20 protein-coding genes are annotated in these 23298 nt (G+C 71.5%); 6 read left to right on the top strand and 14 right to left on the bottom strand.

Going from position 1 to position 23298, the window contains the following annotated elements:
• Window positions 1–29: 29 nt before the first annotated feature.
• Together DY218_RS24770 and xylB are read right to left on the bottom strand one after the other, a co-directional pair.
• Entirely contained in the window at window positions 30–629 is a 600-nt protein-coding gene (locus tag DY218_RS24770; RefSeq protein WP_128558354.1) for an N-acetylmuramoyl-L-alanine amidase, read from the bottom strand.
• 230 nt (window positions 630–859) lie between these two features.
• Window positions 860–2326, bottom strand: coding sequence for a xylulokinase (gene xylB / locus DY218_RS24775; RefSeq protein WP_128558355.1), 1467 nt, complete (start codon window positions 2324–2326; stop codon window positions 860–862).
• A gap of 262 nt (window positions 2327–2588) precedes the next feature.
• On the opposite strand from xylB, the gene DY218_RS24780 reads away from it, so the two are divergent.
• Complete coding sequence (locus DY218_RS24780) at window positions 2589–3029, top strand: hypothetical protein (protein ID WP_128558356.1); 441 nt, start codon at window positions 2589–2591, stop codon at window positions 3027–3029.
• Window positions 3030–3208: 179 nt separating this feature from the next.
• Here DY218_RS24780 and DY218_RS24785 read toward each other — a convergent pair whose 3' ends face one another.
• The 3 genes from DY218_RS24785 to DY218_RS24795 form a co-directional block, all read right to left on the bottom strand.
• The gene (locus tag DY218_RS24785) at window positions 3209–3556 is read right to left on the bottom strand and encodes an SH3 domain-containing protein (protein ID WP_128558357.1); all 348 of its coding nucleotides are present in this window, start codon (window positions 3554–3556) and stop codon (window positions 3209–3211) included.
• Window positions 3557–4050: 494 nt separating this feature from the next.
• Window positions 4051–5376 (bottom strand): SWIM zinc finger family protein, encoded by a 1326-nt coding sequence (locus tag DY218_RS24790; RefSeq protein ID WP_407703682.1) that lies wholly within the window; start codon window positions 5374–5376, stop codon window positions 4051–4053.
• Window positions 5377–5381: 5 nt separating this feature from the next.
• Window positions 5382–8315 (bottom strand): SNF2-related protein, encoded by a 2934-nt coding sequence (locus DY218_RS24795; RefSeq protein WP_407703679.1) that lies wholly within the window; start codon window positions 8313–8315, stop codon window positions 5382–5384.
• Window positions 8316–8579: 264 nt separating this feature from the next.
• On the opposite strand from DY218_RS24795, the gene DY218_RS24800 reads away from it, so the two are divergent.
• A complete protein-coding gene (locus DY218_RS24800; protein WP_128558360.1) occupies window positions 8580–9644 on the top strand; it encodes a fatty acid desaturase family protein in 1065 nt (354 codons plus the stop codon).
• 155 nt (window positions 9645–9799) lie between these two features.
• Window positions 9800–9982 carry a hypothetical protein gene (locus DY218_RS24805; RefSeq protein WP_128558361.1) on the top strand — a complete coding sequence of 61 codons (183 nt, stop codon included), beginning with the start codon at window positions 9800–9802 and terminating at the stop codon, window positions 9980–9982.
• 95 nt (window positions 9983–10077) lie between these two features.
• On the opposite strand, the gene DY218_RS24810 is transcribed toward DY218_RS24805, so the two are convergent.
• The 4 genes from DY218_RS24810 to DY218_RS24825 form a co-directional block, all read right to left on the bottom strand.
• Window positions 10078–11181 (bottom strand): hypothetical protein, encoded by a 1104-nt coding sequence (locus tag DY218_RS24810; protein ID WP_128558362.1) that lies wholly within the window; start codon window positions 11179–11181, stop codon window positions 10078–10080.
• Window positions 11182–11307: 126 nt separating this feature from the next.
• Complete coding sequence (locus DY218_RS24815) at window positions 11308–11619, bottom strand: hypothetical protein (protein ID WP_128558363.1); 312 nt, start codon at window positions 11617–11619, stop codon at window positions 11308–11310.
• 120 nt (window positions 11620–11739) lie between these two features.
• Window positions 11740–12339 (bottom strand): class I SAM-dependent methyltransferase, encoded by a 600-nt coding sequence (locus DY218_RS24820; RefSeq protein ID WP_128558364.1) that lies wholly within the window; start codon window positions 12337–12339, stop codon window positions 11740–11742.
• A gap of 66 nt (window positions 12340–12405) precedes the next feature.
• Window positions 12406–12834 (bottom strand): PPOX class F420-dependent oxidoreductase, encoded by a 429-nt coding sequence (locus tag DY218_RS24825; RefSeq protein WP_128558365.1) that lies wholly within the window; start codon window positions 12832–12834, stop codon window positions 12406–12408.
• Window positions 12835–12911: 77 nt separating this feature from the next.
• On the opposite strand from DY218_RS24825, the gene DY218_RS24830 reads away from it, so the two are divergent.
• Together DY218_RS24830 and DY218_RS24835 are read left to right on the top strand one after the other, a co-directional pair.
• Complete coding sequence (locus tag DY218_RS24830; protein WP_128558366.1) at window positions 12912–13349, top strand: roadblock/LC7 domain-containing protein; 438 nt, start codon at window positions 12912–12914, stop codon at window positions 13347–13349.
• Between the two features lie 157 nt (window positions 13350–13506).
• On the top strand, window positions 13507–14472 hold the full coding sequence (locus DY218_RS24835; RefSeq protein WP_199566846.1) for a DUF6397 family protein: 966 nt from the start codon (window positions 13507–13509) through the stop codon (window positions 14470–14472).
• On the opposite strand, the gene DY218_RS24840 is transcribed toward DY218_RS24835, so the two are convergent.
• From DY218_RS24840 to DY218_RS24850, 3 genes are all read right to left on the bottom strand, one after another.
• Window positions 14442–14972 (bottom strand): tetratricopeptide repeat protein, encoded by a 531-nt coding sequence (locus DY218_RS24840; protein ID WP_128558367.1) that lies wholly within the window; start codon window positions 14970–14972, stop codon window positions 14442–14444. The genes DY218_RS24835 and DY218_RS24840 overlap by 31 nt on opposite strands.
• Window positions 14969–15853 carry an acyl-CoA thioesterase gene (locus tag DY218_RS24845; RefSeq protein ID WP_128558368.1) on the bottom strand — a complete coding sequence of 295 codons (885 nt, stop codon included), beginning with the start codon at window positions 15851–15853 and terminating at the stop codon, window positions 14969–14971. Before DY218_RS24845 ends, DY218_RS24840 begins: the two co-directional genes overlap by 4 nt.
• 76 nt (window positions 15854–15929) lie before the next feature.
• Window positions 15930–18566, bottom strand: coding sequence for a DEAD/DEAH box helicase (locus DY218_RS24850; protein ID WP_407703680.1), 2637 nt, complete (start codon window positions 18564–18566; stop codon window positions 15930–15932).
• Between DY218_RS24850 and DY218_RS24855 the strand changes: the two genes are divergently transcribed.
• On the top strand, window positions 18565–19356 hold the full coding sequence (locus DY218_RS24855; RefSeq protein WP_128558370.1) for a metal-dependent hydrolase: 792 nt from the start codon (window positions 18565–18567) through the stop codon (window positions 19354–19356). The two genes, DY218_RS24850 and DY218_RS24855, sit on opposite strands and share 2 nt — an antisense overlap.
• Before the next feature lie 41 nt (window positions 19357–19397).
• Here the strand turns inward: DY218_RS24855 and DY218_RS24860 are convergent, their stop codons facing one another.
• Window positions 19398–21179, bottom strand: a complete 1782-nt coding sequence (locus DY218_RS24860) for an ABC transporter ATP-binding protein (protein ID WP_128558371.1) — start codon at window positions 21177–21179, stop codon at window positions 19398–19400.
• Window positions 21176–23038 carry an ABC transporter transmembrane domain-containing protein gene (locus DY218_RS24865; protein ID WP_128558372.1) on the bottom strand — a complete coding sequence of 621 codons (1863 nt, stop codon included), beginning with the start codon at window positions 23036–23038 and terminating at the stop codon, window positions 21176–21178. The genes DY218_RS24860 and DY218_RS24865 overlap by 4 nt, the downstream gene beginning before the upstream one ends.
• Window positions 23039–23298 lie beyond the last annotated feature (260 nt).

Genomic DNA, 23298 nt, shown 5'->3' on the forward strand with positions numbered 1-23298 from the left:
GGGCGAACGGCGGTCGCCGGGCGGCCGGTTCACGCCGCCTTGATCAGCCGCATGTAGCGGGCCCAATCCCAGTGCGGACCGGGGTCGGTGTGGGTGGCGCCCGGCACCTCGTTGTGGCCGATGATGTGGTCGCGGTTGCGGGGGATGCCGTAGGTGTCGCAGAGGTGGGCGGTCAGGGCGGCCGACGAGGCGTACATCTCGTCCGTGAAGTACTCCGGCTGATCCACCCAGCCCTCGTGCTCGATGCCGATGCTGCGGGTGTTGTAGTCCCAATTGCCCGCGTGCCAGCCGATGTCGCGGTCGGCGACGCACTGGGCGACATGGCCGTCCTTCGAGCGGACCAGGTAGTGCGCGGACACCTGCTTGTCGGGATTCCGGAAGATCGCCAGGGTGTCCGCGTACGTCTCCTGCGTGACGTGTACGACGACGAAGTCGACCGGATACGCCGAAGGGCGGTCGGAGGAGGTGTAGTTGGAGGGGCTCGCCGGGATCCACTCGGCGTCCGGATAGTCGCGCGGACGCCGGCGGGCCGCCGTCGCTGCGGTGGCCGGCACGAGGGCCGCCGGGACGGCCAGCGCCGCACCCTGCAGGATGCGGCGCCTGCTCGGCATACGTCGGGCTCGGTCCATGGTCCTTGCCTCTCTGTGTGGGGGCGTACGAGCGGCCCGCGCGGAGGTGGACGTACGGTCGGCGTGACCGTCGGGGCGCACGGGTGCGCTGTACTCGACGTGGTGCACGGACGGTGTGGTCCGCCGATTCGATGAAGCGTCAAGTACCGTACGGCTACGCCGTGTTGAGGCGAAAGAGGGACTGCCGGTACCGGGTCGGTACCGACGGGCTCGATGCCGGCTTCGGAGAACTAGGAGGTGCCGCCCGGGGATCCGGATCCGTCGAACAGCGGCACGGCGTCCGAGAGGACGCCCTCGATGCGCTCCCAGGCGGCGTCGTCGCGTTCCGTCGGCTCGAGGACCGGCCCGTCGGAGGTGCCCCAGCGGCGCGCCACCGCGGCCGCGTCCTCGCCGGTGAGCAGCCCGGCCGCCTGGGCGGCAGCGCCGAGCGCGACGAGCTCCTGTGCCCGCGGGACCTGCACGGGCCGTCCGCTGAGCCGGCGCACCGTCTGCTGCCAGGCGGTGCCACGGGCGCCGCCGCCGATCAGGAGCAGGGGAGAGGCCGAACCGTCGACCGTCCGCTCGTCCTGGCCGAGCACCAGGCCGAGCGCCCGCAGCAGGGCGAACACCGCACCGTCGTAGGCGGCTTGCAGCAGCTGACCGGCGGTGGTCTCGTGGCGCAGCCCGTGGAGCAGGCCGGATGCACCCGGCAGGTTGGGTGTGCGTTCGCCGTCCAGGAACGGCAGCAGTACGGCGGAGCCGCCGGACTCCACGGCCTCGCGGTCCCGGCCGAGCAGTGCGGCGATGCGGTCCACGGCGAGCGTGCAGTTCAGGGTGCAGGCCAGCGGCAGCCAGTCGCCGCGGGCGTCGGCGAATCCGGCGACCGTGCCGCTCGGGTCCGGCACGAGCTGTTCCGAGACCGCGTACACGGTGCCGGATGTGCCGAGGCTGAGTACCGGGGTGCCCGGACGCAGGCCGAGTCCGAGGGCGGCCGCGGCGTTGTCCCCCATGCCCGGACCCACCAACGTCCCTTTGCTGAAGGGGAGGTCGGGCAGCTCGCGTACGGTGCCGGCCACCTCGCCCGGGCCCACGACGGAAGGCAGGAGCACCGGGTCCAGGTCGGCGAGGGCGAGGATCTCCTCGTCGTAGCGTTCGATGGAAGCGGCCCACCAGCCGGTGCCCGAGGCGTCCGAGCGGTCCGTGGTGCCCTGGCCGGTGAGGCGCTCCGTGAGGTAGTCGTGCGGGAGGCGCACGGCCGCCGTGGCGGCCGCCGCCGTCGGCTCGTGCTCGCGCAGCCAGGCCCACTTTCCGACGGTGAATGCGGGAGCGGGCACACTCCCGATGCGATCCGCCCACGCCTTGGGGCCGCCGAGGCGCTGCACCAGATCGGCGGTCCTGGCCGCCGGCCGGACGTCGTTCCACAGCAGCGCCGGGCGCACCGGACGTCCGTCGGCGCCGAGCGTCACCAGGCCGTGCTGCTGGCCTGCCACGGATACAGCCGCGGCCCGCCGTGCGAAGTCGCCGCACTGGGCGAGGGCGTCCGCAAGTGCCTGCCACCACTGCTCGGGATCGCTCTCCCGGCCGGCGCCGCCGGACACCGTGTGCGGGGCCTGCCCGCTCGCGACGACCTCTCCCGAGGAACTGTCGACCACCAGGGCCTTGGTGGACTGAGTGGAACTGTCCACGCCGACGACGAGGGGCGCGTCCGCAACTGACATCGAGAATCTCCGTCCGAGAATCGGGCGACCGGGAGCTTTCCAGGGATAGTGCCGGAGATTAATTTGTTCAGTGCCATGACGAAACAGGCACGGCAGATGCGCGGCGGATCGCGGCTGATGGCGGATGTGTGGTGGATCGCGGCTGACGGCGGATGCGCGGCGGATCGCAGCGGACGAGGGTTCCGGCCGGGCAGGCGGTGTGATCGGGCCCAACTCGCCTGTATGGCGCGCACGGTGGCGGCCCATGGGTGACGCTGGGAGCATGGCCATGCCGCCCGAGCCTCCTCAGACGCCGCCGCCTCAAGCACCGCCACCGCCACCGCCGCCGCCCGGTCCCGAACCGTCGGGGCTGCCGCCGCAGGGGCCGGGCGGTCGGCGTCCGCCGTTCCTGATCCTGGCGGCGCTGCTCGCGGTGGCGGCGATCGCCGTCGTGGTCGTCGTGCTCAACGGCCGGGACGATCGGGGCGATCCGGCGAACCCGGGTGATCGCACCAGCGAGACGCCTGATCCGCCGACTCGTACGCCCTCGAAGCTGCCGACCGGAGCGCCGTCCGACCTGCCCACCGAGCTGCCGTCCGATCTGCCTACGGAGTTGCCCTCCGATCTCCCCACCGAGCTGTTGCCGTCCGATGTCCCCACCGACCTGCTGCCGTCCGACCTGCCCACCGGCCTCGGCGCTCCGGCGGACGCGGCCGGCCGCTAGCAAGGGCCGGGCGGCTGGTTCCCGGCCGGCGGCAGGGCGCGGGCGGCTGTCCGCCGGTCGGCGGGTCGCCGCATGGTGTGCCGGGAACGCCGAAGCGGCGCCTCCCGCGAGGGGCGGGAGGCGCCGCGGTCCGCCCCCGGCGGTCAGCGCCGTCGCAGTCCGCCGGAGGAGGCGCGGGGTCAGCAGTGGTTCGGCACGTTGCCCTTGTCGTCGCCCTTCAGGTAGATGGCGCTGACGTAGCCGATGCCGCCGCTGTTGAGCTTCAGGCGGACCCAGTTGCGGTTGCTGATGCCCTTGTCGTTGACCAGATCGCCCTCGAGCCAGCACTGCGCGTTGTAGCTGTAGCCGTTGTTGACATGGCTCACGACGCGCTCGCCGAGTGCCGGACCCGCGTGCACCTTGCCGTGGGTCCACGCGACGACGGCGGTGTCCGCCATCGCGGGTCCCGACGACATCAGTGCCGTGCCGAGCAGAGCGGCGCCGGCCCCGGAGAGGGCGAGGGCGCGCTTGGTGTTCCGTCCGAGCATGTACATCTCCCGTTGAACGACGTCAGGCCGGTGACGGTGAGTCACCTGGCCGGTGGCCGGCCCAGCGAATGTCCGGCCGCGGTCCGCACCCCTCTGAGCCGTGATCAACGCTCCCGGACGGCCGGCTACTTGATCAATCGCCGATCGGGGTGAGCGCCCGTGCGACTGTTCGGGGAGCGTGTCCGACCTGCTGGAATGCGCCGGTCGCCACCGCGTGTGTTTCGGCCGCGTCGGCACGGCCGGTACGACGCAGCCGCTCCGCGCGCTGACCGGCCGATGCGGCGCTGTGATGCTTCACAGGTCGGGGCATGCCTGGCTTGATCTTGATGTTCCAGGCGGACGGTGACAGGAAGTCACCTACGGGCCACCTCGCCCGGCGGTCGCTGCACACCGCCGGGCGAGGGAGGCGCACTCCTCAGCGGCGCGCCGGTCGAGCGCGCCCCGGCCCTCCCCGCGCCTGCCCGCCGCGGATCGGGACCGAACACCGCCCGCCCTCAGCGCACTTCGCTGCCCGTCGCCACCGCGTACGCCGTCGCCGGATCGGGCGCCGCAGGGCCGCACGGCTCCCAACGACCCCGCTCCTTGCGGTACGGCCACCAGCGGCCGTTCGGCGCCAGGCGGACCTGGACGCCGTGCTCACCGTCCGTCCAGCGGTTGCCGGAGCGGGCCAACTCCGGCCGCTCCGCCCGGTCCCACTCCGCATCCAGGGCGGCACGCGCGCGTGCCAGTGCCGCGGGATCGGGCGACCACGACTCCTCCAGCGCCTCGATGCCCGCATGGCCACCCCACTCCCAGGCGCGTACCGCCCGCTGCAGGCCCTCCGGATCGCGCCCCGTGCCGGCCGCCAGGCGCGCCGACTGCGCCTTGCTCGCCCCGGCCGCGGCGAGGCGGACGGCGTCCTGCGAGACCGTCGGCCGCGCCTGGACCGGCTGCCGTTCGTGCCCCGGTGCCAGGGCCTCGGCCAGCAGGCGGTGAGCGGCCGCCGCGGTGCGGGCCGCCAGGAGCTCCAGACCGGACACGTCGAGGCCCGGCGCGGGCTCCGTGTCCGTGTCGAGCGCCGGGGGAGCACCCGGCGCGTCGGGCACCGGCGGCGGGGCGGGCAGCGCCGGCAGCACGTCCCCCGTGCGATACGCCTCCAGGGCCGGAACGCCCGCCGGCGCGGCTGGCTCCACGGCATCCCCGGCACCGACGGGCGCGGCCCGGGAGGCGGTGCGCATCTGCAGTTCGTCGAGCACTTCCCGTTCACCGCGTCCGCGGAGCAGCAGCAGTACGAAGGGATCCTGGTCGAGGAGCCGGGCCAACTGATAGCACAGGGCGGCCGTGTGCCCACAGTGGTCCCAGGCCCCGCAGTCGCACTCCGGCTCCAGATCACCGATGCCGGGAAGCAGCTCCACCCCGGCCGCGGCCGCGTCCTCCACCAGGTGCGGAGGCATGTCGCGGTCGAGCAGGGCGGCGATGTGGCCCGCACTCTCCACCGCCATGTCGAGCAGCCGGTCCCACTCCTCCTCGTCGAGCCGCTGCAGCATCACATCGGAGCGATGCGCCGTACGGTCACGGTCCTGGACCACCGCGGTGATCCGGCCCGAACGCACGGACACGGCGCCCACCGACCCCGCGCGCGCCAGCCGGCGCCCGGCCTTCAACTGCTGAAGATCCAGGGCGGTGTCCTCGAGCGCCTTGAGCCAGGCGCGACCCCACCAGGTGGTGGCGAAACCACGGCCCTGGGCCGGTGGAAGAGCTGCGAAGGTGCGTTCCGTGGGCGCACCGCCCTGGTGTGCTTCGTCGCCGAAACCGTGGTCGCCGTCCTCGCGCGCGTGCATGTCGGTCACCGTGATCCCCCTCGCAGCTCGACCAGGTGCGCCAGCTCCGCATCGGTCAGTTCGGTCAACGCCGCCTCTCCTGAGCCCAGTACGGCGTCCGCCAGCTCCCTCTTGCGGTCCAGCATCTGCGCGATACGGTCCTCGATCGTGCCTTCCGCGACGATCCGGTGCACCTGCACGGGCTGGGTCTGGCCGATCCGGTAGGCGCGGTCGGTGGCCTGTGCCTCGACGGCCGGGTTCCACCAGCGGTCGAAGTGCACGACGTGACCCGCGCGCGTGAGATTCAAGCCCGTGCCCGCCGCCTTCAGGGACAGCAGAAACACCGGTACCCGGCCCTCCTGGAAGCGCTCGACCATGGACTCCCGCTCTGCCACCGGGGTGCCGCCGTGCAGGAACTGGGTCGTCACCCCGCGGGCCGCCAGATGCGCCTCGATCAGCCGCGCCATTCGCACGTACTGGGTGAACACGAGCACACTCGCGTCCTCGGAGAGGATCGTGTCGAGCAGCTCGTCGAGGAGCTCGAGTTTGCCGGAACGGCCGGCCAGAGTGAGCGGGGCGGTCCGGCCGGTGGTGCGGCTCCCCGCGGCCGGCAGCTCCTCCTTGAGGTACTGGGCGGGATGGTTGCAGATCTGTTTGAGCCCTGTGAGGAGCTGCATCACCAGACCGCGGCGCTCCATCCCGGTGGAGTCCGAGATGACCGCCAGCGTCTCGCGCACCAACGCCTCGTACAGGCCGGTCTGTTCGGCCGTGAGGGAGACCGTGCGGTCCGTCTCGGTCTTCGGGGGCAGTTCGGGCGCGATGCCCGGGTCCGACTTACGGCGCCGCAGGAGGAACGGGCGCACCAGTGCGGCGAGTCGCTCCGCGGCGGCCGGGTCCTCGCCGCCCTCGACCGCGTGCGCGTACCGGCTGCGGAACGTGCCCAGACGGCCGAGCAGCCCTGGCGTGGTCCAGTCGAGGATCGCCCACAGCTCGGAGAGGTTGTTCTCCACGGGAGTGCCGGTGAGCGCCACGCGCGCGTGGGCACCGATCTCCCGGAGGGCCTTCGCGGTCGCCGAGTACGGGTTCTTCACGTGCTGCGCCTCGTCGGCGACCACCATGCCCCAGCCGACGTCCGCGAGCCGCGCGGCGTCCAGCCGCATGGTGCCGTACGTGGTGAGCACGAACTCGCCGGCCCCGAGGCCGTCCAGATTCCGTGCACCGCCGTGGTGGCGCCGTACCGGAGTGCCGGGCGCGAAGCGCTCGATCTCCCGCTGCCAGTTGCCCATCAGGGACGTCGGGCAGACCACGAGGGTCGGACCCGCGGACTCGGGATCGTGCCCACGGTGCAGATGCAGCGCGATCAGAGTGATCGTCTTGCCGAGGCCCATGTCGTCGGCGAGACAACCGCCGAGGCCGAGCGAGGTCATACGAGCGAGCCAGTTGAGGCCGCGCAGCTGGTAGTCGCGGAGGGTCGCGGCGAGCTCGGGCGGCTGGGGCACCGAGCGCTCGCTCTCCGGGTCGGCGAGCCGCTCGCGCAGCCGCGACAGCCAGCCCGTGGTCTCGACCTCGAAGCGCTCGCCGCCGACCTCCGTGCACCCCGTCAGGGCGGCGCTGAGCGCATCGATCGGGGTGACCTTGCGGTCCGGTTGCTCGGTGGCGTGGCGGGCCGCCTGCGGGTCGACCAGGACCCACTGGTCGCGAAGCCGCACCACCGGCCGCTTCGCCTCGGCGATGCGGTCGAGTTCGGCGCGGCTGAGCTGCTGATCGCCCAGCGCGAAGCGCCAGTTGAACGACAGCAGGGCGTCGGCCGACAGGAACGACGGCACACCGGACTCGCCGCGCTCGAAGCCGCGGCCGCTGCCATCGGGCGGTGCGCCGTCGTCGGGCGTGCCGATCACGGCACGTGCGGTGAGCGTGCGCGCCAGCTGTTTCGGCCAGTGCACCGCGACGCCGGCTGCCGCCAGCGTGCCGGAAGCGGCCCCGATGAGGTCGGTGACTTCTTCTGGGGCGAGTTCGACGGCATCCGGTACGGCCGCGGAGAGCAGCGGCGTGAGCGGTGCCCACGCGCGCGCCGCCCGGCGCAGGGCCAGCAGGGCGTCGAGGCGCGCACGGGGCCCTAGGCCCCGGCTGTCCGCATCCGCCCACACCTCCGCCGCGTCGGCGACCAGCGCCGGATCGCTGATGCTGTGCACCTGGAGCACGGCCCGGAAGGCCGACGGCGGGGCCTCTGGATCCGCCGTGTCGAGTCCGGGCACCTCGACCCGGAGGGAGAGGCGCACACCGGCGTCGTGGCCCGCGGCCACATCGGCCGCCCAGCCGCGTTGCGCGGGCAGCTGCTGGGGCTCATCGGCGGCGAACGCGGCGTGCCCGGTGGCCAGTTCGGCAGCCGGTGACCGAGGGAGAGTGTCGGCGACCGCGTCCAGGAAACCGCGGACCAAGGCGGTCGGTTCGGCCAGCCGCGGCGGATCGAGGACCTCGCCGTCCGGCCCGCACAGGGCGGCCGCGTGCGCCTCTGGCGGCATCGCGGCGGCCAGCTCGTCGATGCGCCGCAGGTCCTCGGCGTCGAGCGGGCCGATGCGCCAGGCGTCCTGATCCCCGGCCGTGAGCCCGGGCAACAGCAGCCCGCGCGCTGTGAGTTGGAGTGCGAGTACCGCGACGGCTCCCCAGAAGGCCGTCGCCCGGTGCGAGTCGTCGACGACCCGCGCGCGGGTGAGCACCGGCAGCGCCTCGCGCAACGACAGCGTGCGTACCGGCACGCGCGCGTGGGCCACGCCGTTCCCGGCGGGCAGCACCATCGGCAGCTCTTCCGGCCGGCCGTCGAGGGAGGGGGTTGGGTCCGAGCCGTCCGGTGACCAGAAGGCCACACGGCCCGCGCGCGCCGGGGTGCCGGGTACGAAGACGGCCGGGTGGCGGGCTGTTTCGGTGGCCGGTTGCGAGGTCGCCGCTTGATGCCTGTGCACAGCTATGACTGGTTCCTCAAATTTGACTACTGGGTTCGCAGGGCGCCGAGGGTACAGCATCGGCCGAAGAAATGGCGGAAGAGCGGCCGGCGGCCCCGGTACGAGGTCGAGGCGGCGGAGGACCGCCGTGCCGGGTGTATCCAACAGCACCCTGTCCCGGGTGCTTACCCCCCGATTTTCGGGGTGGTGGCGCCATGGCTGCCCGGCCCCCGTGCTCCGTAGCTTCAAGGCATCGGATCGCCCACCACAGACCGGAGACCCACCATGCCGCACACCGTACTCGCGGAGCCGGCCCCGGCCGCCGAACCGGCCGGGAGGCCCGGCGGATCGCGTGCCGGGAGCGAGTTCTCACCGCTCCTGCGCACGGTGAAAGGGCAGGGCCTCCTCGAGCGCCGTATCGACTGGTACGCGCGCGTGATCGCCGTCAACGCGCTTGCTCTGGCCGCCATCGGCACCGGGATGTTCCTGCTGGGCGGTTCCTGGTGGGTGGTCCTGCTCGCCGTACCGCTGGCCGTCTTCTCGGCGCGCACCGCCTTCATCGGCCACGACGCGGGTCACTCGCAGATAGCCGCGGGGCGGCGAGCGAACCGCATCATCGGCCTGATCCACGGCAATCTGCTCCTGGGCATGAGCGCAGCGTGGTGGAACGACAAGCACAACCGTCATCACGCCAACCCCAATCACGTCGAGAAGGACCCCGATGTGAAGGCCGACGTGCTGGTGTTCACCAGCCGGCAGGCCGCCGTGCGCACGGGATTCCGGCGCTGGCTCACCCGCCATCAGGCCTTGCTGTTCTTCCCGCTCACCCTCCTCGAAGGCATTGCTCTCAAGGTCTACGGATTCCAGGACCTGCGACGGCAGTCCCGAGGGGAGCGTCTGGTGGAGGGCGCTCTGCTGGTCGCCCACGTCGCCGGCTATGTGACGCTGCTGCTGCTCGCCATGCCACCGGCCCACGCCGTCGTCTTCGCCGTGATCCACCAGGCGCTCTTCGGACTGCACCTGGGGTTGGCCTTCGCACCCAACCACAAGGGCATGGAAATGCCCGACGGAGACAGCGAGCGCTGGGGGCATCTGCGCAGGCAGGTCCTCACCTCGCGCAACATCCGCGGCGGCGTCGCCACCGACTGGCTGCTCGGCGGCCTCAACTACCAGATCGAGCACCACCTCTTCCCGAGCATGCCGCGCCCCCATCTGCGCCTGGTGCAGCCCCTGGTCAAGTCGCACTGCGCGGACCTCGGCATGCCGTACGCGGAGACGGGACCGGTCGATTCGTACCGGCAGGCACTGCGCCACATGTACGAGGTCGGGGAGCCGCTCCGCGTCGAGTAGGCGGGCGGCCGGCGCCGTCCCCTAAGGGGCGTCTCCCTCTCAGGGAGGCTGAGTCCTGTCTCAGGGTTGTGTCAGGGTTCAGACTGGAACCAGGGCGGGCCTGGGGCCGTTCTCACAGTCAGAGAGCGGCTGCAGCCGCGGAGGAGGCAACTCAGATGTCCAAGAACGCGAAGATCGCGGCGGGTGGCGTAGCCGCCGGGCTCATCCTGCTGATCTGGCTCCCGTGGTGGGCGGCACTGCTCATCGTGCTCGGAGTCCCGGCCGCGGCGTACCTGACGCTCGATCCCTCGCAGCGGCGCCGGCTGCGCCGGGTGACGCGCAAGGAAATAGGCCACTGACGGACGCCGTGCGCGCACGGTCCGCCGCTCACCACCTGCAGGCCCCGTCGCGGGCCATGAGCAGGGGGAGCGGCGGTCCCGCATCCGTCGCTGCTTCAGGATGGGCGTACGGCGATCTCGTCCAGGGAGGCCAGCAGGCCCGGCAGTTCTGTCCCCCGGCCGACCGGAAGCACCTCGCCGGGTTCCTCGTCGAGCAGGACGAAGGCGATGTCGTCGGTGCGCGCCACCAGTGACCAGCCCGGGCCGTCGGCCCGCAGGGTGCGCGCCTCGTCGGTGGCGAAGGCCGAGCGGATCCGGCCCGGCGGGGGCGCATTGTCGAGATAGGCCCGCGCTTCGGTGAGCACGCGGCGGACGCCCGCGTGCAGATGGGAGGAGCCAGCACCTCCCTTCGACTCACCGTCCTCCTGCGAGGAGATCCGCTCGGTGTCCTGGGTCGGAGCAGCCTCGTCGTCCTGGGCCGAATCGTCCGCGACCTCCTCCGCCGATTCGGCTCCGGCTTCGGCGTCCTCGGCGGATTCGGGCCGGGCGTCGGAGTCCTCCGTCCCGGCGGACTCGACGTCATGTGCGTCCGCGTCCGTGCCCGCGTCGGCGTCCGCTGCCTCGGCCGCTGTCTCCGTGTCCGAGGCCGTGTCCGCCGCCGCGGCTTCGGAGACCGCTGCCGTCCCGTCGGTGTCGTCCGTGCTGTCCTGGATCACATCCGAATCGTCCAACTGCGCACGCCAGGTCGCCCATTGCAGGGCGACCTCGTCGGCCCCCAGCCGCCGCTGGGCCGGCCCCCAGGCGCTGGTGTCCGGCGGGCGGAGCACCTGAGCGCCCTCGGTATCGGGGTCCGGTTCCGGATCGTGCGGGGCAGGGATTCCCGGTGCAGCGACGTCGAGGGCGAGCGGCCACCCGGGCAGCGCCGCCACCACGGTGCGATCGTCGGGCGACAGGTCGTACTCCATGCCGCAGTCCCAGGACGCGATCGCCACGGCGACCAGGGACACGTCGTCGACGGCCACGGTCCAGCGGGCGCCGTCGCTGTCCTGCCCGAGGACCAGGCCGTAGCCTTCGGCCAGCGGTACGAGTCCCAGGGCCGCGCACGCCTCGGGATAGTCGTCGCCGAGCACGCTCGGGAACTGCGGCGGCGTGAGCAGCGTCGCCGTCAGCACGTACAGAGCGTCCTCGTCGGCGGCGACGGCCTCGTCCGTCCCAGCCATGGCACCCCTCCCTCTCGCTTCTACCGTCGGCGCACCTTAACGAGTCAGTAACCAGGTCGTCGAGGCTTCGCGAGCACGGAAACCGCTAGTCGACGCGCTGCCGGCGGTCGGCCCGCACACCTCCCGTCAGGCGGCGGGCAGCCCCAGGAGCGAGCGCGCGACCTTGTGCGGCGGCTCGTCGTACTCTCTGGCCAGGGCGATGAGGGCGCGGCACGCCAACTCACGGACACCGAAGGACAGAGCCTCCGGGGACGTCAGGTGCTCTGCCGCCTCGATCGCCTCCTCGTCGTCCTCCGCGCATGCGGCGACGTAGGCGGCCGCGGCCTCGAAGAGATTGGGCCCCGGACGTGTCGTGTGGCGCCCGGCGCGTGCTTCCGGGTCCGGCGTGCCGGGAGCCCGCCCGTCCGGCTGGAACAGCCTGCGCAGTCTGGTGAGCATGCTGGAACCTCCCCGTGTCACGCAGTGGCGAACTTCGGTTCAACCTGTCAAGTGTGCCGTACGGCGCGGGAGTTGGCGCGGGCTCTGCGCATGCGGTCGGCCACGGCGCCGCGTGCCAGGTCAGGCGCTGCGCTCGGCCAGGGCGAGGAAACACGCGTCCTCGTCCACGTAGGACGTCAGCTGCCAGCCGGCTCCCGCGAGCAGTGGGCGGAGATTGGGCTCGGCCCGCAGATCCCCGGGCGTGATCTGCCGCCCCTGACGGGCCGCGAGCGCCGCACGCCCGATGGGATGGAACAGAGCAAGGGTGCCGCGGGGGCGCACGACCCGGGCCAACTCGCTGAGATTCTCGGCGGGTCGGGGGAGGTGGGCGATGAGGCCGGCCCCGAGGACGGCATCCAGCGACTCCGTACGAAGCGGAAGCCGGGACACGTCGGTGAGCAGGAGCCGCCCGACCTCATCGCGTCCCGCCCGTACCGCGACCGTCAGCATCTCGGGCGTGAGATCCGCCCCGATCACGATCCCGGTCGGGCCCACGGCGGACCGCAGTTCGGGCAACGCCCGCCCGGTGCCGCATCCGGCGTCCAGGACGCGGTCTCCCGGGCGCAGCCGCATCCGGGCGACTCCGGCCGCGTAGGCGGGGCCGTCGTCCGGGAAACGCCGGTCCCAGTCGTCGGCCCTCGCGGCGAAGAACTCCTGCACCTGTGTGTGGTCGTCGGTCATGAAGGAATGATCGCGCGGATCCGTCGCCGGGGGACACCCGGCCGCTGATCACCCCTTACGGAGGCGCTACGCCGCGACGTCCGCCAGGGCGACCACCTTCGCGATCCTCACGCGGACCAGGAGCTCACCGGGGACTCCGTTGCGCTCGCCGAACTCCTCGGCCCGGTCCTCGCCCATGTACCGGGCACCGATCCGCGCCGCCCAGTGGCGCAGCTCGGCCGGTTCCTCGGTCACCTCGGCGGTGCCCTGGACGACCACGAAGGAGAAGGGTGGCCGGTCGTCGTCCACGCAGAGAGCGATTCGCCCGTCGCGCTCGATGTTGTGTCCCTTGACGGTGTCCTTGCCGGTGTTGAACACCAGGTCGTCGCCGTCGAGCACGAACCAGATCGGGGCGATGTGCGGCGAGCCGTCCGCCCGCACCGTCGCCAGCTTCCCGGTCCTGGTGCCGTGCGAGAGGAACGCGTGCCACTGTTCGTCGGTCATCTTCTGTGCCATGTCGCCATCGTGCCTTGCCCGCACGTCGAGTGTGGGGAAGGCTTACGGCCAACGAGTCAAACGGGGAGGGGCCGGACATGGCACAGAACGCGGGACTCGGCTGGTTGCTCGACGATCTCACCAAACGTGTCGAACACATCCGGCACGCCTTGGTGCTCTCGAACGACGGCCTCGTCACGGGCGCGAGCAGCGATCTCGAGCGTGCGGACGCGGAGCATCTGGCCGCGGTGTCCTCCGCACTGCACAGCCTGGCGAAGGGCTCGGGCCGGCACTTCGGGGCAGGGGGCGTCCGGCAGACGATGGTCGAGTTCGACGGCGCCGTACTCTTCGTGACCGCCGCCGGGGACGGCAGCTGTCTGTGCGTGCTCACCACGGCCGAGGCGGACATCGGCCAGGTCGCCTACGAGATGACTCTGCTGGTCAACCGTGTCGGCGAGCATCTGGGCGTGGAGATCAGACAAGGCGGCGGCCCGGCGCCGATCGGCGTCGACACCGTCCGGACGCCGAGCGACTGATCCCCGCGAAGGCGGGCGACTGATCCGCTTCGCGATGACGGTGCGCTGACCTGCATGAACGCTCGTTGATTTGAGTTATCCACAGGCCGAGCGCGGAGCGTGACATCCGGTCTATGGTCTTCACCGAGAGTAATCAACACCTCACGGGGAGGCCGTCATGGTGGAAGAAGCAGTGGCATGTCCGGCAGCCGAGCGCTCGTACGCGCCGTCTCGCGCGGCACGTGAACTGGAGTTGCGGCGCAGCGAGTTCGACCTCGCGGTGCTGCTCGGCAGCGTCCGCTCGATCCCGGACGGGGAGACCGGCCGCCGCCGTGTCCCCGTCGCGGAGATCCGGCGGCTCCGTACGACGCGGGGATTTCCGCATGTGCTGCGCGAGCGCCTGCAGACGGTGGGGACGGCCGATGGCGCAGCCCTGATGCGGATCACCGAGGCCCGGTTCACGCGCCTGGCCCGGGCAGGCCTGCTCGTGCCGATCCGCTTCTATCTGAACAGGTACCAGAGCGTCGTATGGCACTATCTGGCAGACGATCTGCGGCAGTTCGCCGATGCCAACCCTGCTCTTCTCACCGGCCGGGCACCGGAGACCATGCGCGCCCGCCTCGAGGCAGGCGAGGACAGCCGCGCGCGGAACTGGCGGGCCAGATACAGCGGACACCTGCTCCGTCTCGCCGAGGACGGCTGGGCGCGTGCCGCGATCGCGGCGTCGATACTGCCCCAGGGAGAACTCGAGGACGCCGTCCCCGACCCGTGGGAGAGAGCGCATCTGAACCGCCTGCGACCGGGACTCGCACCGGTGTCGGGACCCGCAGGCTCACCGGCGGCGCGACGAGCCGCCGCACTCCAGCTCGCGGACGATCCCGCCGAGGTGCGCTGGCTGCTCGCGATCCTCGGCCTCGACCTGGACGAAGCACGCCGGGAGTCGGCCGCACCACGACCGGGCGCGCAGGCACCGGCGGCAGGAGTGCCGGAGCGATGCCCGCCAGAGACGGACGGACCGCTCGAGACGGACGGGCCGCCAGGGCTGCCCCGCCGTGGCATGTTCGGCTGGCTGCGGCGCCGGCAGACACGACTCAGCACGGACCGCGGCCTGCCTCAGACGGTCGCGTCCAAGTCCTCCGCGTAGGCCTCGATGGCCGCGCGGTAGGCCGTGATGCTGGCGTCGTCGCTGGTGGAGGCCAGGAGAGTGAGGAGCAGCTGCATCGCCTCGTGGTGGCGGCCCGTGTTGTAAAGGGCCATGGCGAGGAAGGTCCGCAGCCCACCGTGGCTCGGGAATTCCTCGACCGCCCCGCGAAGCGTGTCGATCGCCTGCGGGTACATCCCGAGAATCCGATACGTGGATCCGAGACCGAGGAGCGCTTCGCACCGTTCGCCCGGCTCGAGGCCGTCACCCTCGACCGCCGCCAGGTAGTAGGGCACCGCCTCGGCCTCCAGGCCGAGCACATCGTGCACCCACGCAGTCTGATGCGCGACCTCGGCGTCGTGCGGGTGGCGCGCGGCGAGATCGACCAGGAGCGCCCTGGCCTCCTCACGCCGCCCGTTCTCCCGCAACCGCACGCCCTCGGCGAGCAGTTCGTCCCTCCGGCGATCCGGTCCCGTACCGGCACCCCTGCTGGCCGCCGTCACGGCTCCAGACTCCGGAAGAGACCCTCCTGGACGACGGAGACGAGCAGGTTCCCCTCGCGGTCGTAGATCCGTCCGCGGGCCAGCCCTCGGCCACCCGTGGCGATGGGGGACTCCTGGTCGTACAGGAACCACTCGTCGGCGCGGAAGGGGCGGTGGAACCACATCGCGTGATCGAGCGAGGCCATGTCGAAACCGCGCGGACCCCACAGCGGCTCCACCGGGATGCGCACCGCGTCGAGGAGGGTCATGTCACTCGCGTACGTCAGGGCACAGGTGTGGATCAACTGGTCGTCGCCCAGCGGGCCCACGGCCTTCATCCACACGGCGCTGCGCGGCTCCGCGCCCGTGACCTCGTCCGGTTCCCAGCGCAGCCGGTCGACGTAGCGGATGTCGAAGGGCTGTCGGCGCGCCATGCGTTCCCACTGCTCGGGCAGCTCGCCGAGATGTTCGCGGATCTCGTCGGCGACCGTCGGCAGCGACTCCGGATCCGGCGCCTCGAGCCGCGGTGGCAACTGGTGCTCGAATCCCCCCTCTTCCGGACGATGAAAGGAGGCGGTCAGATTGAAGATCGTGCGGCCCTGCTGGACCGCGGTGACCCGGCGCGTGGTGAAGGAGCGCCCGTCACGGACCCGTTCGACCTGGTACACGATGGGCACGCCGGGGCGGCCAGGGCGCAGGAAGTACGCGTGCAGCGAGTGCACGGGACGCTCGCCGTCCGTGGTGCGGCCGGCGGCCACCAGAGCCTGGCCCGCCACCTGCCCGCCGAAGACCCGCTGCAGAGCCTCCTGGGGGCTGCGGCCACGGAAGATGTTGACCTCGATCTGCTCGATGTCGAGCAGGCCGACGAGCCTGGCGGCCGGGTCCGTCTCGGAATCGCTCATCGCGGTGGCTCAGCTCCTGTCCGGAAGCGCCGCAGATCCGCGGCATGGTGAAGGTGACGCACGGTGTTCCCCAGGCTCACAGCTGTCCGACGTCGGTGACGCGCACGACGGCGCGTCCCTCCGCGTCCGAGGCGGCGAGGTCGATCTCGGCGCTGATGCCCCAGTCGTGGTCGCCGTTCGGATCGGCGAAGGTCTGGCGCACCACCCACAGGCCGTCCTCGGGCCGTTCCTCGATCCGGAGCAGCTTCGGCCCTCGAGCGTCCGGGCCGGTGCCGAGGTCGTCGTACTCGTCCCAGTAGGCGTCCATCGCCTCGCCCCAGGCGTCCGCGTCCCAGCCGCTGTCGCCGTCGAGTTCGCCGAGCTCGTCCACGTGATCGAGAGCGGCCAGCTCCACCCGGCGGAAGAGCGCATTGCGCACCAGGACCCGGAAGGCGCGGGCATTCGCGGTGACGGGCTTGACCTGGTCGGCCTTCTCCTGCGCCTCCTCGGCGGTCATCTCCTCGGGGTTGGCGAGCTGTTCCCACTCGTCGAGCAGACTGGAGTCGACCTGCCGCACCATCTCCCCGAGCCAGGCGATCAGATCCTCGAGATCGTCGGACTTCAGATCGTCCGGGACGGTGTGCTCCAGGGCCTTGTAGGCGCTCGCCAGGTAGCGCAGCACGATGCCCTCGGTGCGCGCCAGCTCGTAGTACGACACGAACTCCGTGAAGGTCAGGGCCCGTTCGTACATGTCCCGGATCACGGACTTCGGGGACAGCGGATGGTCACCCACCCAGGGATGGCTCCTGCGGTACAGGTCGTAGGCGTGGAAGAGCAGCTCCTCCAGCGGCTTCGGGTACGTGATGTCCTGCAGCCGCTCCATCCGCTCCTCGTACTCGACGCCGTCGGCCTTCATCGCGCCGACCGCCTCGCCGCGGGCCTTGTTCTGCTGAGCGGCCAGGATCTGCCGCGGATCGTCCAGGGTGGACTCCACGACCGAGACCATGTCGAGGGCGTACGACGGGGAATCCGGCTCGAGGAGTTCGAATGCGGCGAGGGCGAAGGTCGACAGGGGCTGGTTGAGCGCGAAGTCCTGCTGCAGATCGACCGTGAGGCGGACGATCCGCCCCTCCGCGTCGGGGGCGTCGAGCTTCTCGACGATGCCGCCGTCGAGCAGGGACCGGTAGATCGCGATGGCCCGCCGGATGTGGCGCAGTTGGTTCCTGCGCGGCTCGTGATTGTCCTCGAGGAGGCGGCGCATCGCCTCGAAGGCGTTGCCGGGACGCGCGATCACCGACAGGAGCATGGTGTGCGTGACGCGGAACCGGGAGGTGAGCGGCTCGGGTTCGGAGGCGATGAGCTTGTCGAAGGTGTTCTCGGTCCAGCCGACGAACCCTTCGGGCGCCTTCTTGCGCACCACCTTGCGGCGCTTCTTCGGATCGTCGCCCGCCTTGGCCAGCGCCTTCTCGTTCTCGATCACATGCTCCGGCGCCTGCGCCACGACCAGCCCCGCAGTGTCGAAGCCTGCCCGCCCCGCACGCCCGGCGATCTGATGGAACTCGCGGGCCCGCAGCACCCGGACACGATTGCCGTCGTACTTGGCGAGCGCGGTGAACAGCACGGTGCGGATCGGCACATTGACGCCCACGCCCAGGGTGTCCGTACCGCAGATGACCTTCAGCAGGCCCGCCTGCGCGAGTTTCTCCACGAGCCTGCGGTACTTGGGCAGCATCCCCGCGTGATGCACACCGATCCCGTGCCGGACGTAACGGGAGAGATTGCGGCCGAATTTGGTGGTGAAGCGGAAGTTCCCGATCAGATCGGCGATCTGGTCCTTCTCGGCCCGGGTGCACATGTTGATGCTCATCAGCGACTGCGCCCGCTCGACGGCCTGCGCCTGAGTGAAGTGCACGATGTAGACCGGGGCCTGCTTCGTCTCGAGCAGTTCGGTCAGCGTCTCCGTGATCGGCGTCAGCCGGTACTCGTACGAGAGCGGCACCGGGCGAGTCGCGGAGCGGACGACAGAGGTCTCACGCCCGGTCCGGCGCGTCAGATCCTTCTCGAACAGCGAGACGTCACCGAGCGTCGCCGACATCAGAATGAACTGTGCCTGGGGCAGTTCCAGAATCGGAATCTGCCAGGCCCAGCCGCGATCGGCCTCGGCGTAGAAGTGGAACTCGTCCATCACCACCTGACCGATGTCCGCGTCCTTGCCGTCGCGCAGGGCGATGGACGCCAGGACCTCGGCCGTGCAGCAGATCACCGGAGCGTCCGCGTTGACCGATGCGTCGCCGGTCAGCATGCCGACGTTCTCCGTGCCGAAGAGCTTGCACAGGTCGAAGAACTTCTCCGACACCAGCGCCTTGATCGGAGCGGTGTAGAAGGTGACCTTGTCCTGGGCCAGCGCCGTGAAGTGCGCGCCGGCCGCCACCAGGCTCTTGCCCGAGCCGGTCGGGGTCGACAGGATCACGTTGGCGCCGGAGACGACTTCGATCAGCGCTTCCTCCTGGGCCGGATAGAGCGCGATGCCCTGCTCCTCCGCCCAGCCCGAGAAGGCTTCGAAGAGGGCATCTGGGTCGGCGTCCGGCGGCAGCTGATCGATAAGGGTCACGCCCCCATCTTGCCTGCCGACCACCCGGATCAGGGAATCGGCGGTTCCCACGAAGATCACGCCCGATACGCTGATCGCCCAACGCGGTTGATGCGAACAAGAAATGGGGCGGGGAACGGCCATGATGGGTCCTGCACACTCACTGTCGGGAGCAGCAGCCTGGCTGGGGGTGGGAGCGGCCGCGGCGGCCGCCGGGCACACCATGCCCTGGCCGGTCCTCGTGGTCGGCGCCCTGATCTGCGCGGGTGCTGCCCTGGCACCCGATCTGGACCACAAGTCGGCCACCATCTCGCGCGCCTTCGGTCCCATATCGCGCGCCCTGTGCGGGATCGTCGACAAGCTGTCCTACGCCGTCTACAAGGCCACCCGGTCGAGCAGCGACCCGCGGCGCTCCGGCGGTCACCGCACCCTGACGCACACCTGGCTGTGGGCGGTACTGATCGGTGCGGGCACCTCGGCGGCGGCCGTCACCGGCGGCCGTTGGGCGGTCCTCGCCATCCTTTTCATCCACCTCGTCCTTGCGGTCGAAGGCCTGCTGTGGCGGGCTGCCCGGGTGTCCAGCGATGTGCTGGTGTGGCTGCTCGGCGCCACCAGTGCCTGGATCCTCGCCGGCATACTCGACCAGCCGGGCCAGGGCGCCGACTGGTTGTTCACGTCCCCGGGCCAGGAGTACCTGTGGCTCGGCCTGCCCATCATTCTCGGGGCGCTGGTGCACGACATCGGCGATGCACTGACGGTGTCCGGTTGCCCCATCCTCTGGCCCCTGCCGATCGCCGGGAAGCGCTGGTACCCGCTCGGGCCGCCCAAGTTCATGCGGTTCCGCGCGGGCAGCTGGATCGAACTGAAGGTTCTGATGCCGGTGTTCATGCTGCTCGGCGGAGTGGGCGGCGCCGCGGCGCTCAACTTCATCTGAGCGGCCGGCGGCGCCCCGCCACCCCGAGGATCTGTCGCAGCTCAGCCGTGCCAGGAGCGCCACAGCGCCGCGTAGGCGCCGTCCGCCGCGACCAGTTCGTCGTGGCTGCCCAGCTCCGTGATGCGCCCCTGCTCCACCACCGCGATCACATCGGCGTCGTGCGCGGTGTGCAGACGGTGCGCGATGGCGATCACCGTACGACCGGCCAGGACACGGGCGAGCGAGCGCTCCAGATGACGTGCCGCTCGGGGGTCGAGCAGCGACGTCGCCTCGTCCAGGACCAGGGTGTGCGGATCCGCGAGCACCAGACGGGCCAGCGCGATCTGTTGCGCCTGCGCGGGTGTGAGCGTGAAGCCGCCCGAGCCGACCTCGGTGTCCAGACCGTCGTCGAGAGCCCGTGCCCAGCTGTCCGCGCCCACTGCGGACAGCGCGGCCCACAACTCGTCGTCCGTGGCCCCGGACCTGGCGAGCAGCACATTGTCCCGCAGAGACCCGACGAAGACGTGATGCTCCTGATTCACCAGAGCCACATGCTCGCGCACCCGCTCCGCAGGCATCCGCGACAGCTCGGCGCGGCCCAGCGTCACCAGTCCCGTCCGCGGCGAGTAGATCCCCGCGAGGAGCCGTCCGAGCGTCGATTTGCCCGCGCCCGACGGACCGACCAGGGCGACCCGGGTGCCCGGTGGCACCCGCAGCGAGACCTCGCGCAGCACATCGGTGCCCGGCAGGTAGCCGAAGTGGACGTCGTCGGCATCGACCACCCTGCCCTCGGGCGCGACCTTCGGGTCACCGGCGTCGGGCTCGATCTCCCGCACACCCACCAGCCTGGCCAACGACACCTGTGCGACCTGGAGTTCGTCGTACCAGCGCAGGATCAGCCCGACCGGATCCACCATCATCTGCGCGATGAGCGCGCTGGTGGTCAACTGACCGATCCCGATCCAGCCCTGCAGGACGAACACGCCGCCGATCATCAGGACCGAGCCGAGCACGGTGACATGGGTCAGGTTGATCACGGGGAAGAGCACCGACCGCAGCCACAGCGTGTAGCGCTCCCACGCGGTCCACTCCGCGACCCGCTGGTCGGACAGCGCCACCCGCCGGTCACCGAGCCGGTGGGCCTCCACGGTCCGGCCTGCGTCCACCGTCTCGGCGAGGGCCGCCGCGACCGCCGCATAGCCCGCGGCCTCCGAGCGGTAGGCGGACGGTGCGCGCTTGAAGTACCAGCGGCAGCCGAGCACAAGGAGCGGCACGGCGAGCAGCAGCGCAGGAGCGAGCGGCGGCGCCGTCACGGCGAGACCGCCCACGAGCAGGGCGATCCACACCACGCCGATCGTCAGCTGTGGGACGGCCTCGCGCATCGCGTTCGCGAGCCGGTCGATGTCCGTGGTGATCCGGGAGAGCAGATCTCCGGTGCCGGCGCGTTCCAGCACACCGGGAGGCAGACCCACGGAGCGTACGAGGAAGTCCTCCCGCAGGTCCGCGAGCATCTGCTCGCCCAGCATCGCCCCCCGCAGCCGGACCAGCCGTACGAAGACGGCCTGCACCACGAGCGCCGCGACGAACAGCGCGACGGTGCGCCCCAGATGGAGTTCGCCGGCCCCCGCCTCGGCGCGCTCGACCAGTGTGCCGAGAAGGGAGGGGCCGACCATCGAGGCGACCACCGCGGTGACGTTCGCTCCGACCAGGATCAGGAACGCCCTGCGGTGACGGCGCAGCAGTTCACGCACATACGTACGCACCGTCGGCGTGCTGCCCACCGGCAGGGTGGTGGCGGTCCGGGGAGCCGCCGGATCATGATCCGGAGGCGCCACGCCGATCATGCTGTCTCCTCGATGGTGTAGTCGTTGCAGGCGTTGTAGTCGTCGCGGTCCGCCTCGCAGTCCGCGCGGTACGCGGAGGCGTGCGGTTCGTCCGTGGCACGTTCGTCGTCGGTCTCGCGGGTGACCACGGCCCGGTAGCGGGGATCGGTCCGGATCAGCTCCCGGTGCACACCGACCGCGGCGACCGCGCCGTCGTGCACCAGGACGACCCGTTCGGCCCGGTCGAGGACCAGCGGGGACGAGGTCAGGACCACCGTCGTACGTCCGCTCCGCAGCCAGCGGAGCCCGTCGGCGATCCGCGCCTCGGTGTGGGAGTCCACGGCGGAGGTGGGCTCGTCGAGTACGAGCACCTCCGGGTCCGTCACCAGGGAGCGGGCGAGCGCAAGGCGCTGGCGCTGGCCACCGGAGAGCGAGCGGCCGCGCTCGGTGATCGGCGCGTCCATGGCGTCGGCCCCGTCGACCGCGGCCTGGCGCAGCGCATCGAGCACATCGCCACACTCCGCCGCCGCCAGCGCGTCCTCGGCGGCGACCTTCCCGGAAGCCGGCACGTCGAGCAGTTCGCGCAGGGTGCCCGAAAGAAGCACCGGGTCCTTGTCCTGGACGAGCACGGCGGTGCGCGCCGCGCCGAGCTCCACGTCGTCCAGAGCCACCCCGCCGAGCAGGGCCGACGGCTCCGGCGGCGTCGACTCGTCGAGCGCCGCATGCCCGCCGAGCCGCTCCGCCAGCCGCCCGGCCGCATCGGGATCGCCGCAGACGACCGCGGTCAGCCGCCCGGCAGGTGCGAGCATGCCCGTCGCAGCGTCGTACAGATCGCCGGCCGGTGAGCCGTCGATCTCCGTGGCCGGGCGGTCGCCCTCGTGGGAGGTGCGGCGCAGGCTCAGCACCCGGGCCGCGCGCTGGGCGGACGGCCGGGAGAACGAGTACGCCATCGCGATCTCCTCGAAGTGCCGCAGCGGATAGGTGAGCAGCATGACCGCGCTGTACACGGTGACGAGTTCACCGACCGGGATCCGGCCCTCCGAGACCAGGCCGACTCCGTACCAGACCACGACGACGAGCAGCAGGCCCGGCAGCAGGATCTGGACGCCGCTGATCAGCGCCCACATACGGGCGTTGCGCACGGCCGCGCCGCGCACCTCCTGGGAGGCACCGCGGTAGCGCCGGAGGAACAGCTCCTCGCCGCCGATGCCGCGCAGCACGCGCAGGCCCGCGACGGTGTCGGAGGCCAGCTCGGTGGCGCGGCCGGCCTTCGTCCGCTGCACATCGGCCAGCCGGGTCGCCCGGGGCAGCAGCGGAATCACGCCGAGCGCCAGGATCGGCACTCCCACGGCGACCACGACCCCCAGCGCCGGCTGGTACACGGTCAGGCCGATGCACACGAGGACGACGGTGAGCGCGGCGGCCGTGAAGCGCGAGACGGCCTCGACGAACCAGCCGATCTTCTCCACGTCACCGGTCGACACCGCGACCACCTCACCGGCCGCCACCTGGCGGGTCAATGTGGAGCCGAGTCGCGCCGTGCGGCGGGCCAGCAGTTGCTGCACACGCGCGGAGGCCGTGATCCAGTTCGTCACGGCGGAGCGGTGCAGCATCGTGTCACCGAGGGCGATACCCAGGCCGCACAGCGCGATGAAGCCGCCGGTCAGCGCCAGACCGGCGCCCGAGCGGTCCACCACGGCCTGCACCGCCAGCCCCACCCCGAAGGGCAGCCCCATCACCGCACCGAAGTGCACGAGGCCCCACGCGAGCGACTTCAGCTGGCCGCCCAGCTGATTGCGCCCGAGCCAGAAGAGGAACCGGGGCCCCGAGCGCGCGTCCGGCACACCCGGGTCGGAATACGGAAGGTGACTGATCTGCATGACGTCCCAGAACTCGGCTGTGGTGGTGCGGACGGTGGAGGTCGCCGGTGCCCGATACGGGGCGGGACACCGGCGGCGAAACGGACGGGACCTCCGCCGCACACGGCGGACGACGGAGGTGGGACAAGGGGGCGGGACAGGGAGGAAACCGTGCAAGGCTGCCCCGGCCGGGCGCCCGAGGCAAACGGTTTTTCGGCCCCCGGCAAAGATCAGGTCATTCCCCGGTCGGCCGGTTGAGCGAGGGCGAGGTTCCCGCGGAG

The organism is Streptomyces triticagri (assembly GCF_003429565.1).
In the GTDB taxonomy this organism is placed as follows: domain Bacteria; phylum Actinomycetota; class Actinomycetes; order Streptomycetales; family Streptomycetaceae; genus Streptomyces; species Streptomyces triticagri.